The organism is Caballeronia sp. LZ043, assembly GCF_031451075.1.
GTDB lineage: Bacteria > Pseudomonadota > Gammaproteobacteria > Burkholderiales > Burkholderiaceae > Caballeronia.
Window position 1 is genome coordinate 1 of the sequence record NZ_JARUXT010000012.1, and the last position, 12,733, is coordinate 12,733.

Sequence of the window (12,733 nt, forward strand, 5' to 3'; positions counted from 1 at the left end):
CGCTGCGATGGAACGCGCAGGCTGGAGCGAGTCGCGCATCAAGAAGGTGATGGGCGAGAACTGGATGCGCTTCTTCGGCGAAGTGTGGAACGTCTGAACGTGCTGGCCAGTCGCGCGGGCGTACAATCCCGACGCCTGTGTACACCCAATGCACGCCATCATGCCGAACCCGAGCGAGACGACGTCCAAGCTGGACTATGAAGATCTTTTCCGGCATCTGCCCGTTGCGGTGATCGTGGCCCGCGAGCGCATCATGGTGGACTGCAATGCACGCGCGCTCGAACTGTTCCGGGCGGAACGCGGCGATATCGTCGATCAGTCGTTCTCCAAGCTCTACCCGCAGAAAAAGGACTTCGCGAGCACCGGTCACCGTCTCGGACCGCTGATCGCGAAGCGCGCGGTCTTCAGCGACGACCGCATCATGCGGCGCATCGACGGCAGTCATTTCTGGGTCACCGTGCGCGGCTTCGGCTATAACCCGCAACGCCCTTTCGAGCTTGCCGTCTGGACCTTCACGGATCTTTCGGACAGCGCCAAGCCGCCCGATGTCACGAGCACGCTGACGGAACGCGAGCGCGACGTCGCCGCCTGTCTCGTGCATGGCCTGACGAGCAAGGAGATCGGCAAGGAACTGAACATCAGCCCGCGCACGGTGGATATCCATCGTGCGAGCCTCCTGCGCAAGTACGGCGTGCGCGCGACGCCGGAACTCATCACGCGGCTGCTGGCCTGACGGTCCGTCAACTCAAGGCGGTTTCGGCGAATTGCGTGCATTGCCGAAAGAACGAAAAGGGTTTCCCGACTTAGCATGATCCCGGCTCTTGAAGGTGACTGCCCTCCGAGACCCGGGACCCGAATCACTCGCGTGTTCACGCGCTCAAGCCCCGGTCCTGACTGAACGCACAGCAGCATCCAGCGAGGACACTGTGGCAAAGCTGATCGACACACCCATGATCGAACGCCGGAACATGCTCACCGTGAGCGCCGGCACCGCCATCGCCGCGATGGCGGCCGCGGCGGTACCGCTGGCATCGGCGGCGGAACGCGTGGCGTCTGCACACAGGACGCCGGGCAATGCATCGGTCGATTCGGTCACGGCGAAGGACGGCACGCGCATCTTCTTCAAGGACTGGGGCGCCGGCAAAACGGTCGTGCTGTCGGCGAAGCTATTGCGTCACGCGAGCCTGAAGGTGTATCCGGGTGCGCCGCACAGCATGTGCACCACCGACGCCGACAAGGTCAACGCCGACCTGCTCGAATTCCTGCGCAGCTGAACAGACCCGAGCCTCAGGTACAGGCTTCGATAGCAGGAGCCAACGCGAGAGGCTCGGGTTCGTCGTCGATCTCGTTGAAGAACATCTTCGCGGCGCGCTGCACCGAAGGCGAAAGCGGCAGCAGTTCCTGCACCAGCAGATCGGTGGCGCTTTCCAGATCGCTATCCACGGCGAAATCGGTCGCCAGTCCCCATTCGTATGCCTGCGAGCCGCTGACATAGCGCGAGCGCATCAGGATGTCCCGCGCCCGTCCCCCGCCCACGATGCCGGCCAGCCGCTGCAATGCGCCGGCGCCCGGAATCTGCACGACCTGATCCGAAGGAAAAGCGTACAGCGTGGTTTGCGTCGCGATGCGGAAGTCGCATGCGAGCGCCAGCTCGAACCCGGCGCCGAAGCAATAGCCCCGGCACGCGGCGATCACGGGCTTGGTGCAGCGCGCGGGCGCGTCGGTCTTCCAGTCCGCCGCGTGACCCGCAGGGCGGCACGCATCGGTTCCGCCGCGGCAGAAATGCTCGCCGCTCGCGCGCAGCACGATCACCTGAACCTCCGCCTGCGCCTCCAGTGCGCGAAACGCATGGTCGAGCTGCCGGCCTGCTCGATCTCGACAGACCGCTGGTCATGCTCCGGCACAGCGAGACCTTGCCTATCTCGAGCGTGGGCATCGACAACAGCCTCGCAACCTACATGCTCACGCGGCACTTGCTGGAGCGCGGTTTTCGCAGCTTCGCCTATCTGGGTTTCGGTCATGCGCAGATCAACGCTGCGCGCATTGCCGGCGTGCGCGACGGCCTTGCGGAAGCCGGTATCGAAGTCGACGTACACGACGCTCACACACCGACCAGCCGCGCCGGCGAGCATGCGTGTTCGCGCGTGATGCTGGGACCGCGCCGTCCGCAGGCCGTGATCTGCTACAACGACCTGATCGCGCTCGGCTTCATCAAGGCGGCGCGTGCGCTCGGCATTCGCGTGCCCGACGATGTCGCCATGACCGGCATCGACAACATTCCCTACGGAGAACTGTCCGCGCCGACACTGACGAGCGGGGACACGCAAAGCGAGACGATCGGGGAGGTCGCGATGCAGAAGCTGGTGGACATGCTGGGCGGGAAGGATCACATCGAGCACGTGACCATCGAACCGTGTCTGATCGTGCGCGATTCGACGGCCGTGACTGACGGCCGCTGAACGCGGCGGTTCAGGTCCGGTTCGCCATCAGCAGCAGCGTTTCTCCGTCCTGGACCACTTCGCGGGCCTGGTTCAGCACCTTGAGCCTGAGCGTCGCGATGCCGCGATCCGCGCGCTTGGTCGGCCGCTTCGCGACCACTTCGACCTCGACATGAATGCGGTCGCCGATCATCAGCGGCGCGCGGAACGACCAGTTCCAGCTCAAGGTCGCCAGTCCCTTCAGGCGGACGGCGCAACGGGTCTTGAGGCCGTCGGCGAGCGCGAGTCCCAGCAGTCCATGCGCGATGCGGCCGGGAAAGCCGGCTTCCTGGGCCGCGACGTCGTCGAGATGAAGATCGTAGAGATCGCCCGATACGCCCGCGAAATTGACCACGTGCGTTTCCGTGACCGTCATGCCCGAGGTGGCGAAGTGGTCGCCGGCCTCGATGTCGTTGAGGTCGTACATGCCGGGCGCGAGCGCACGGCCTTGGGCGATGGCATCGGTATCCTGTCGTACTTCCATGAGCGTCGTTGTCTCCATTGTTGGTGATGAGCGGTCGCCTTCAGCAGACCGTTTGCAGGCGCTGCGCACACACCTTCAGCACTTCGTCCGGCTCCGCCTTCCACCAGCGGTCGCGCGAAAACAACTCGACTTCCACCATGCCCGCATAACCCGCGCGTTCGATCTCACCGCGAAAGCCCGTCAGATCGATCACGCCGTCGCCCATCATGCCGCGGTCCAGCAGCATGTCGCTGGTGTCGGCGAGCCAATCGCACACGTGATACGCGAGGATCCGTTGCGCGCGTCCCGCCGCCGCGATCGACTCCGCGAGCAGCGGGTCCCACCAGCAGTGATAGACGTCGATGGCAACGCCGAGCATTGACGGATCGCCCGGCGCGATCTTCTCGCACAGCGAAAGCGCCTGCCCGATCGTGTTGATGACGGCGCGTTCCGCCGCGTACATTGGATGCAAGGGTTCGATGGCGAGCGGCACGCCGAGCTTGCGCGCCTCGGCATGCAACTCGGCGATGCCCTCTTCCACCTGCGCACGCGCGCCCGGAAGATCGCGCCCGTTCGCGCTCACACCGCCCACCACCATCACGAAGCAGCGCGCTTCGAGTTCCGCTGCCTCGTGCAGCGCCTTGATATTGCTGTCGATGCTCGCGCGCCGCGCGGCCTGCGTTTCGCCCGTCAGGTACGTGGAGCGGCAATAGCCGGTCACCGTGAGTTGCAGCGCCCGCAGCTTGCGCGCCACGGCGGCAACGCCCATGGCTTCCACTTCATGCCGCCATGGCGCGACGCCGCCGAAGCCGGCGCGCGCCACGCGTTCGAGCGTTACATCGAGCGGCTCGCGATGTCCGAGTGTCGCGGTATTGATCGCACAACGGTCCAGCCGGTTCTCAAGCGTCTCCATGCGTGTCTCCGCTCATAGTCCGAAGGTCTGCATCACGAGCCGCATGCGCTGCACAGCGAGTTCGGGCTCGCGCAGCAGGTTCGCGGCATCCGCGAGACGGAACACGTCCGCGAGATACAGCGGCGGACGCGCGCCGTGATGTCCGCCCGGCATGAAGAAGTGCGGCTGGAATCCGTTCAGGTACGCGAGGAATACGACGCCCGTCTTGTAGTACTGCGTGGGCGCGCGGAAGATGTGCCGCGACAGCGCCACCGTAGGTTCGAGCAGACGGTCATAGCGTGCGGCGTCGCCCGCGGCCAGTGCAGCAAGCGCCTGCGATGCAGCGGGCGCAATGGCATCGAAAATGCCGAGCAGCGCATGCGAATAGCCCTGCTCGTCGCCCTTGATGAGCGACGGATAATTGAAGTCGTCGCCCGTGTACATCTTCACGCCTTGCGGCAGGCGGCGCCGGAAAGCGATCTCGCGTGCATCGTCCAGCAGCGAGATCTTGATGCCGTCCACCTTGTGCGCATTGTCCGCGATCACCTGGAGGCACACATCGGCGGCTGCGTCGAGATCGTTGCTGCCCCAGTAGCCTTTCAGCTCGGGATCGAACATGTCGCCGAGCCAGTGCAGGATCACGGGCCGCGAGCACATTGCCAGCACCTCGCGATACACGCGCAGAAAATCGTCGCGATGCCGCGCCACACGCACCAGCGCGCGGCTCGCCATCAGGATCACGCGGCTGCCGGTGCGCTGGATGGCGTCGAGTTGCAGCGCATAGGCGCGGATCACGTCGTCGCAGGACGTGGCCTCGTGCGCTGGCAGATGATCGGTGCCGCAGCCCGAGGCGATCAGCGCGCCGGGCAGATCGCGAGTTTCCTGCATCGTGCGCTCGACGAGTTCGCGCGCGGTATCCCACGTCACGCCCATGCCGCGCTGCGCGGTGTCCATGGCCTCGGCGATGCCCAGTCCCTGACCGATCAGGTAGCGCCGGTATTCGATCGTGCGCGTCCAGTCGAGCACGGCGGGCTGGTTCAGCTCGCTGCTGCGAAGCGGATCGGCCACGACGTGCGCCGCTGAATAAGCGATGCGGTTGAACTTCGCGCCCATCGGCGCCCCACCGATCGGGTCGCCGGTAAGCCGATAGTTTTCCAACTGGCCGGAAGCGGCCGGAAGAACGATTTGCATGATGTCGAAGGCTTGAAAATTCGGTTACGACGCAGGCATCTCGATGCCGAAGAACGTCGCGAAGGCCGCGAGCTGTCCTTCGATCATCGGCTGGCCATTGGTCGCGCGGCAGCCGCACGCCCGCGCATGTTTCAGCAGCGGCGTTTCTGCGGGCGTCATGATGATGTCCACCACCTGAAGCGCAGGCGCGAACGCGCCGAATGCGACGGGCATGCCGTCGCCCGGCTTCATGCCGACGGGCGAACAGTTGATCAGCACGTCCACGCCCGCGAGATTGGCGGGATCGACATCGACGTTTGTCGCACAGCCCGGGTAGTAGCGATTCAGCCGCGCCGACAACTGCTCGGGCAACTCGCGCTGCGGATCGCTCAGCGCGATGCTCGCCGCGCCGGCCTCCGCCAGCGCATGCGCGACGGCCGCGCCCGCGCCGCCCGCGCCGAGTTGCTTCACATGCTTGCCGCGCACCTCGAAGCCAATGCGCGTCAGCCCCTGCACGAGACCGGTGCCGTCGAACAGGTCGCCGAACCAGCTGCCATCGGGCTGGCGGCGCATCACATTGAGCGCGCCGACGCGGCGGGCGGTGTCGGAGACTTCATCGACCATCGACATCGCGCGCACCTTGTGCGGCACCGTGACCACGAGGCCATCGAGATTGCCGAGCGCCTGAAGACCTGCGACGGCAGGATCGAACACGTTCACGGGGACATCGAAGGGCAGGCAGATTGCATCGATGCCGCCGGTCTCGAAGAGCGCGTTCATCAGCTGCGGCGTCTTCACCTGCGTGACGGGGTTGCCGAGAATGCCGAACAGCCGTGTCGATCCGCCGATGCGCGGTCCCTCTTGCGCATGCTTCGTCACGACTGCTGCTCCCTGAACGCAGCGAGCCGCGGATGCGACGGCCAGCTTTGTTCGTCCATCGCGGCGTCGAGGCCCATCGGCTCGGGACGGAACAGGCGCTCATCCATCAGCTTCAGGTCCGGCGAGATGACCGGACGGAACGCCATGTGCGCGAGCACGTCCCGTTCGAGATCGATGCCCGGTGCGATTTCGATCAGTTCGAGCGCGCCGTCGATGGTGCGGAACACCGCGCGCTCGGTCACGAACAACGTGATCTGGCCGCGTTCCTGCGCATACGGTCCGCTGTACGACACCTGCTGCAGTTTCGACACGAACTTGCGATGCGTGCCTTCCTTCAGGATCTGCAACTGGCCGCCTTCGCACGCCACCTTCAGGCTGCCCGCCGTGAAGGTGCCGCCGAAGACCATCTTGCGCGCGTTCTGGCTGATGTTGATGAAGCCGCCCACGCCGATCAGCTTGTTCGCGAAGCGGCTGATGTTGACGCTGCCCTGCGCATCGATCTCGACGGCGGACAGAAACGCGATGTCGATACCGCCGCCATCGTAGAAGTCGAACTGATACGGCATGTCGACGATGGCGCTGTAGTTGCGCGCGGCGCCCGCATCGAGTCCGGCCGCCGGCGCGCCGCCGATCAGCCCTTGCTCGTTGGTCAGCACGATGTGATGCAGCACGTCTTCTTCCGCCGCAACAAGGCCGATGCCGGTACACACGCCTGAGCCCACATTGCACACCGCGCCGACGCGCAGTTCCATCGCGAGACGCCGCGCGATGATCTTGCGTTCGTCGAGCGGCAAGCGCGGAAAGCCTTCCAGCGGAATGCGCATCTCGCCGGTGAAGGCGGGGTCGTAGGCGGTCTGGTAGGTCACGGGTTGTTCGGGATCGATCACCACGGCATCCACCAGCATGCCTGGAATCTTCACTGTCTTGGCCGGCAGGGTGCCGCGCTTCGCCAGCCGCTTGACCTGCACGATGACCAAGCCACCGTTGCGGCGCGTGGCCTGCGCCATCGAGAGCATGTCGCCGAACACGGCTTCATGTTCCATCGAGATGTTGCCGTCCTCGTCCGCCGTGGTGCCGCGCAGGAACGCGACATCGACTTCGAAGGGCTTGTAGAACAGCCACTCGCGGCCTTCGAGTTCGATCAGGCTCACGAGCTTGTCGTCGCTCGGCGCGCCCTGAAGGCCGCCGCTATTGCGCGGATCCACGAAGGTGTGCAGGCCGACATGGCTGATGAGCCCTGGACGCCCCGCCGCCATCTCGCGCGTCAGCAGCGAAAGCGCGCCTTGCGGCAGCGTCCACGCCTCGATCTCCTGGTTCAGCGCCATCTGCGCGAGCGGCGGCGAATCAACCAGCGTGCCGCACACGACGCGCTTCAGCAGGCCCGCATGCGCGAGCCGCGACGCGCCGCGCTCGCCGCGATCGCCCAGACCGACCGGATGCACCGACGTCAGCTGACGAGGCTCACCCTTCGCGAGAAAGCGCCGTTCAAGCGCTTCGATCAGCGTTTCCGGCACGGCATGTCCGCTCCCCGATCCGCCGATCATCAATGTATCGCCATCCTTGAGCAGGGATGCAGCCTGGTCGGCGGTCAAGATTTGCATGGTTTCAACTCCGCTTGTTTCTGTGTGTCGATTTCAATGTCCAGGCGTGTTCGCCTTCGTCACGCCGCCGTGCGCGCTTCCGGCAAGGCGGGCTCATCGTCGCGATGACGCGAGAGCTGCTTGCCGAGCAGCGCCGCAATCAGCGTGAGGAAGCTGAAGACCGCGAGAAACACCATCACGTAGGTGGGCTTGCCGTTCGCGTAGGCCACCAGCGCGGTGGCGATGAACGGCGTCGGCCCGCCTATGAGTGCGCCGGACATCTCGCGGCACATCGCGATGCCTGAAAAGCGGTACTGCGTGGGAAACAGGTTGGCCAGGAACGCCCCCTGCGCGCCGCAGGTGCAGCCCCAGCTGATGCCATAGACCGCGCTCATCGCAATGGTGGCGAGCACGACGTCCTTCGAATCGATCGCGAGGAACAGCGGATACACGAGCGCGAGGGCGATCATCGCGCCGGCGGCGAAGATGTTGGCGCTGCCGAAGCGGTCCGCGAGCAGGCCGCCGACCGGCGCACAGAACAATGAAAAGAACAGCGCGATGATGAGCACCACCAGACTGTCCGATTTCGCCATGCCGACCGTGTTGGTCATGTAACTGAGCGCGAAGGTATTGAGCACGTAGCTGAGCGCCTGATGGCCACCCATCGCGAAGAAGCCGCACAGCAGTTCGCGCCGGCTGTTGCGGAACAGTTGCGCCAACGGCACCCTCTCCGCCTTGGCCTTCTTGCTGGCCTTTTCCATGGCGGCGACGTACTCGGGCGTTTCATCGAGCTTCGAGCGAATGTAGATGGCGACGCCGAACAGCCCCAGCGACAGCAGGAACGGCACGCGCCACGCCCACGAGAACAGGATGTCCTCGGGCACATACGAGATCAGCAGAAAAGTTGCGATTGCAATCATCACGCCGAAGTTGGTCGCCGCGTTCGGAATCGAGGTGAAGAACGCGCGCCGGCTCGGCGGCGTGTATTCGGCGATCAGCGTGATGGCGCCCGCCAGTTCCGCGCCCGCGCCGAAGCCCTGCATCATGCGCATCAGCACCAGCAGCAAAGGCGCGATGATGCCCGCCTGCTGCCAGGTAGGCAGTATCCCCAGTCCGACCGTGGCCGCCCCCATGATGGTCACGCAGAACACGAGCGCCGGCTTGCGGCCGTACTTGTCGCCGATGTGCGAGATGACGATGCCGCCCAGCGGGCGAATGATGAAGCCCACCGCGAAGGTCGCGAACGCGGCCAGCGTGCCGGCCAGCGACGAGAGTTGCGGAAAGAACAGCTTGTTGATGATGAGGCCCGACGCCGCAGCGTACAGGCCATAGTCGTACCACTCGATGATGGTGCCGAGGGTCGACGCGAACACGGCGCGTCGGATGTTCCTGCGGTCTGCCTTCTGCGCGTGTGCTGGTTGCATGGCGCTGTCTCCTGCTTCGCTTTTGATTTTGTGCGACACCGCGGCCTCGCGGTGCACGTTGACGGAAATCCCTCCGCCTGTTGCGGCGGACGGTACTGCTGCATGAATCAGTCTTGCTGTCAGCCTTGCTTCGTGCGCTTGCCGAAGGCGTTGGCGCCCGCTTCGTAATTGCCCGACGCGAAACAGAGCGAGGTCAATTCGTTCTCGTAGCGGATGCCCTGCTCGACGCTCATCGACAGCGCCGCGCGCACGGCGGCCTTGACCGATTGCGTCGCGATGGGGCTGAATTCGGCCATCCTGCGGCACAGCGCCATGGCGCTGTCGACGACTTCCGCGTCTTCCACCACCATCTCGACCAGCCCGATATCACGCGCTTCGCCGGCGTCGATGGTATCGCCCGTCAATAGCAGACGCATGGCCTGTCCATAGCCGACGAGACGCGGCAGCATCTGCGACGCACCGCCGCCGCCCACCCAGCCGCGCAGCACTTCGGGCGCGCCGAACTTCGCGCTCTTGCCGGCGACCCGGATATCCGCACCGAGCATCATCTCGAGGCCGCCGCCCAGCACCCAGCCCTTCAAGGCCGCGACGACGGGCTTGGTGAAGTCGCGCACCACCATCGCGTAGTCGGTGCGTGCACGAAACTCCCATGCCGTCTGGTAAGTCTTGAGCGAATGCAGGTCGCTGCCCGCACTGAACGCGCGCTCGCCTTCGCCGCGCAGCAGCACGACGCGGATCGCCGCATCGCGCTCGATGTCCTGACGGATCCCGAGCAGCGCCTGCGTCATCCCGGGCGTCATCGAATTCATTTTCTCGGGACGGTTGATGACGATCTCGGCCACCGCGCCGTGACGCCGCATCACCATGTTCTCCTGCATCGCGCCTCCTCTTTTGTCGGCCGCCAGGGCAGCCTGTCCTCTTCGCGTTTCCCCTAATACTTACTTACTAGTAAGTAGCTTGAGCGGACATTATCATCAATCTCAGGCGTCAGGCAACGGAAATTTGAGGTGCAGCGAACGAAGGCGGCGCAGTCCTTTTTCAGGCGAGGGCGGCAACGGGAAAAGAATGAGGGTCGTGTAAAATCAGCCGCTGAAAAGTGCCGGATGGCTGAACACGGCACGCTCCGGTCCCCGCCCGCCACGCCCGTTTCTTTGCCCCGTGTGAGGCCCAGTCAACCCTCCGATCCTCACCAAGGTGCCACGTTGAGTCAGACCACAAGCGCCGTGAAACCCGCGAAGCCCGCGAAAGCCACCAAGGCCGGCAAGGGCGACCCGGCCGCCGCCGCACCGAAGCGCTCGTCGATGTACGACAGCATCAAGGACCTGGCGAAGCGGCTCCTGATCGCGCACGGCTATCACAAGACCACGTTTGGCGTGATCGCCAAGGAACTCGGCATCACCACGACCAACATCCACTATCACTTCGGCAACAAGAACAGCCTCGTCGAGGAAGTGGTGAAGGACTATGTGGCGGGCGCCACGGAAGGCCAGAAGAAGATCTGGCTCGATGAAACGCTTTCCTTGCAGGACAAGTTGCAGGCTGAGATCGGCTACAACCGCAACCTGTTCCGCAAATACAACCCGGGCGGCAAGACGCGCAAGCCGTGGAGCCTGATCGGACGCCTGCGCATGGAAAGCGACGTGCTGACCGACGAAGCACGCGCGGCCCTCGCGGGCTTCACTACCGAGATTCACGCGGCGGTCGAAGTGGCCGTCGAACAAGCAAGCCGCAGCGGCGAGTTGAAACGCGACACGCCGAAGGAAGACCTGATTCTTCTGCTGACGCATCTGATCGACAGCCTCTCGGTGTTCGCACAGGACGCGGGCGGCTTCGAGCGCGTCGAACAGTTCATGAACTCGTTCTCGCGCGTGGTGCTCGCGAAATACACCCGGTAAGTCTCTCGTACACGCGACGAATCGCACAGTCGGCGTTAAGCCTACTGGACAATTAGATCGATCTACCTTAATGTCTTCTCACGGAGACATTCTATGAACGAGACTGGCTTTGGCATTGCCGTCGTGGGCGCGGGCATGGCTTCCGCGCCGCATCTGGCGGGTCTGCTCGACTTGCAGGACCGGGTAAGCGTGCGACACGTCGTGGCGCGCTCGGCGGAACGGGCGGACGCATTCGCGAGCCGCTTGCCGCACGCCCGCGTCACGCTGGATCTGGACACCGCCCTCAACGACGAAAACGTGAACGGCGTGCTGCTGCTGACTCCGCCGAACACGCATCTCGAACTCGGCGCACGGATCGCGGCGGCGGGCAAGCACCTGCTGGTGGAGAAGCCCATCGACGTCACCACGTCGCGCGCACGCGAACTGGTCGCGTGTTGCGAACAACATGGCATCGTCGCGGCGGCGGTATTGCAGCACCGCACGCGCGATGCATCGCGCAAGCTGCGCCAGTTGCTCGATGCACGCGCACTCGGCGCGATTCACAGCGCCAGCGTGGCCGTGCCGTGGTGGCGTCCGCAGTCCTATTACGATGAACCCGGGCGCGGCACGCTCGCGCGCGACGGCGGCGGCGTGCTGATGACCCAGGCGATTCATACGCTGGACCTGTTCCTGTGGCTCGTCGGACTGCCGGACGAAGTCTTCGCCTATGCGGTCACCAGTCCCGCGCACCGGATGGAGTGCGAGGACACCGTGGCGGGCGTCATGCGCTATCGCAGCGGCTGTGTGGCGTCGCTGCATGCCAGCACGGCCATCTATCCCGGCTTTCCCGAACGCATCGAGATCAGCGGCAGCAAGGGCAGCGCCACGCTCGGCGGCGGCAAGCTCAGCGTGCAATACATGGACGGCTCGGCGCTCGAAGAAGGCGAGACAGCTTCGCTCGGCTCCGGCGCAGACCCGATGGCGTTCTCGCATCACGCGCATCGGGCCGTGATGTCCAGCTTCGTCGATGCCGCGACGCGCGGCGTCGAACCGGTCGCCTCGTTGCGCAGCGCGCTGGACGTCCACGTGCTGATCGATGCGCTGATCGCTTCGTCGGCCGCCCGCCAACCCATGCCCGTCAACCCAGGTTCGCCATCATGACTTCTGCCCTGAATGCCGCTGTCGGCGGCGATACACGCCTGTTCGCCATCGTCGGCGATCCGATTGCACAAGCGCGCTCGCCGCTGGTGTTCAACGCCATCTTCCAGCGCATGGGCGTGAACGCGGTGCTCGTGCCGATGCAGATTCCCGCGGCATCGCTCGAAACCGCCATTGCCGGCTTGAAGCGCATCGCCAATCTCGACGGCATCGTCGTCACGGTGCCGCACAAGATTGCGATGACCAGCTGGGTCGACCGGCTGCTGCCCATCGCGCAGAAGGTCGGCGCGATCAACTGCATGCGCCGCGCCGAATCCGGCGAGTGGATCGGCGAGATGTACGACGGCGAAGGCTTCACGCGCGGCCTGCGCAAGCAGGGCCACGAACCGCGCGGCATGGCCGTGTTCCAGGCCGGCGCGGGCGGCGCGGGCAAGGCGCTGGCGCACGCGCTTGCCAGCGCAGGCGTCAAGTCGCTGCGCCTGATCGATGTGGACCGGGCGAAGCAGGACGCGCTCGTCACGGAGATCGCGCAGGCCTATCCGCAGGTGAACGTCGCGGCGGGAGACTCGCAACCCGCTGACGTGGACATGGTCGTCAACGCGACGCCCTGCGGCATGGCCGAAGGCGATGCGTTGCCCTTCTCCATCGAGCAACTCGACCGCAACGTGCTCGTGGCCGACATCATCATGAAGCCCGAACGGACACCGCTGCTGCGACGGGCTGAAGAGCGCGGTCATCGCACGCACCTGGGACGGCATCTGCTGGAGAACCAGGCGGAGATCGTCGCCGAATTCTTTGGCCTGAAACCGATGTAGT

The 12,733-nt window shown here is 65.0% G+C and carries 12 protein-coding genes and 2 pseudogenes; 6 read left to right on the forward strand and 8 right to left on the reverse strand.

Annotated elements, in window-relative coordinates; translation table 11 throughout:
* Nucleotides 1–160 precede the first annotated feature (160 nt).
* Both QCE64_RS34925 and QCE64_RS34930 read left to right on the forward strand, forming a co-directional pair.
* Nucleotides 161–733 (forward strand): PAS and helix-turn-helix domain-containing protein, encoded by a 573-nt coding sequence (locus QCE64_RS34925; protein ID WP_309927602.1) that lies wholly within the window; start codon nucleotides 161–163, stop codon nucleotides 731–733.
* A gap of 421 nt (nucleotides 734–1,154) precedes the next feature.
* Nucleotides 1,155–1,274: pseudogene (locus tag QCE64_RS34930) on the forward strand (alpha/beta fold hydrolase); the annotation flags it as partial.
* A gap of 13 nt (nucleotides 1,275–1,287) precedes the next feature.
* On the opposite strand, the gene QCE64_RS34935 reads toward QCE64_RS34930, so the two are convergent.
* On the reverse strand, nucleotides 1,288–1,812 hold the full coding sequence (locus tag QCE64_RS34935; protein ID WP_404987863.1) for an enoyl-CoA hydratase/isomerase family protein: 525 nt from the start codon (nucleotides 1,810–1,812) through the stop codon (nucleotides 1,288–1,290).
* A gap of 44 nt (nucleotides 1,813–1,856) precedes the next feature.
* Here QCE64_RS34935 and QCE64_RS34940 point away from each other — a divergent pair.
* Nucleotides 1,857–2,459 (forward strand): annotated as a pseudogene (locus QCE64_RS34940) (LacI family DNA-binding transcriptional regulator); the annotation flags it as partial.
* A gap of 10 nt (nucleotides 2,460–2,469) precedes the next feature.
* Here QCE64_RS34940 and QCE64_RS34945 read toward each other — a convergent pair.
* The 7 genes from QCE64_RS34945 to QCE64_RS34975 all read right to left on the reverse strand — a co-directional run bounded on the left by QCE64_RS34945 (nucleotide 2,470) and on the right by QCE64_RS34975 (nucleotide 9,763).
* Complete coding sequence (locus QCE64_RS34945; RefSeq protein WP_309812398.1) at nucleotides 2,470–2,961, reverse strand: MaoC/PaaZ C-terminal domain-containing protein; 492 nt, start codon at nucleotides 2,959–2,961, stop codon at nucleotides 2,470–2,472.
* A gap of 40 nt (nucleotides 2,962–3,001) precedes the next feature.
* A complete protein-coding gene (locus QCE64_RS34950; protein ID WP_310008805.1) occupies nucleotides 3,002–3,853 on the reverse strand; it encodes a sugar phosphate isomerase/epimerase family protein in 852 nt (283 codons plus the stop codon).
* 12 nt (nucleotides 3,854–3,865) lie between these two features.
* On the reverse strand, nucleotides 3,866–5,023 hold the full coding sequence (locus QCE64_RS34955) for a dihydrodipicolinate synthase family protein (RefSeq protein WP_310008808.1): 1,158 nt from the start codon (nucleotides 5,021–5,023) through the stop codon (nucleotides 3,866–3,868).
* 24 nt (nucleotides 5,024–5,047) lie between these two features.
* Nucleotides 5,048–5,881 (reverse strand): shikimate dehydrogenase, encoded by an 834-nt coding sequence (locus tag QCE64_RS34960; RefSeq protein WP_310008810.1) that lies wholly within the window; start codon nucleotides 5,879–5,881, stop codon nucleotides 5,048–5,050.
* On the reverse strand, nucleotides 5,878–7,482 hold the full coding sequence (locus QCE64_RS34965; RefSeq protein WP_310008812.1) for a CoA-transferase: 1,605 nt from the start codon (nucleotides 7,480–7,482) through the stop codon (nucleotides 5,878–5,880). The genes QCE64_RS34960 and QCE64_RS34965 overlap by 4 nt, the downstream gene beginning before the upstream one ends.
* Before the next feature lie 59 nt (nucleotides 7,483–7,541).
* Nucleotides 7,542–8,885 carry an MFS transporter gene (locus QCE64_RS34970; protein ID WP_310008814.1) on the reverse strand — a complete coding sequence of 448 codons (1,344 nt, stop codon included), beginning with the start codon at nucleotides 8,883–8,885 and terminating at the stop codon, nucleotides 7,542–7,544.
* 119 nt (nucleotides 8,886–9,004) lie between these two features.
* Nucleotides 9,005–9,763, reverse strand: a complete 759-nt coding sequence (locus QCE64_RS34975; RefSeq protein ID WP_309927625.1) for an enoyl-CoA hydratase/isomerase family protein — start codon at nucleotides 9,761–9,763, stop codon at nucleotides 9,005–9,007.
* A 324-nt stretch (nucleotides 9,764–10,087) separates the two neighbouring features.
* On the opposite strand from QCE64_RS34975, the gene QCE64_RS34980 reads away from it, so the two are divergent.
* The 3 genes from QCE64_RS34980 to QCE64_RS34990 all read left to right on the forward strand — a co-directional run bounded on the left by QCE64_RS34980 (nucleotide 10,088) and on the right by QCE64_RS34990 (nucleotide 12,732).
* Nucleotides 10,088–10,780, forward strand: a complete 693-nt coding sequence (locus QCE64_RS34980) for a TetR/AcrR family transcriptional regulator (protein WP_309927628.1) — start codon at nucleotides 10,088–10,090, stop codon at nucleotides 10,778–10,780.
* A 93-nt stretch (nucleotides 10,781–10,873) separates the two neighbouring features.
* Complete coding sequence (locus QCE64_RS34985; RefSeq protein ID WP_310008817.1) at nucleotides 10,874–11,920, forward strand: Gfo/Idh/MocA family oxidoreductase; 1,047 nt, start codon at nucleotides 10,874–10,876, stop codon at nucleotides 11,918–11,920.
* Complete coding sequence (locus QCE64_RS34990) at nucleotides 11,917–12,732, forward strand: shikimate dehydrogenase (RefSeq protein ID WP_310008819.1); 816 nt, start codon at nucleotides 11,917–11,919, stop codon at nucleotides 12,730–12,732. The genes QCE64_RS34985 and QCE64_RS34990 overlap by 4 nt, the downstream gene beginning before the upstream one ends.
* Nucleotide 12,733 lies beyond the last annotated feature (1 nt).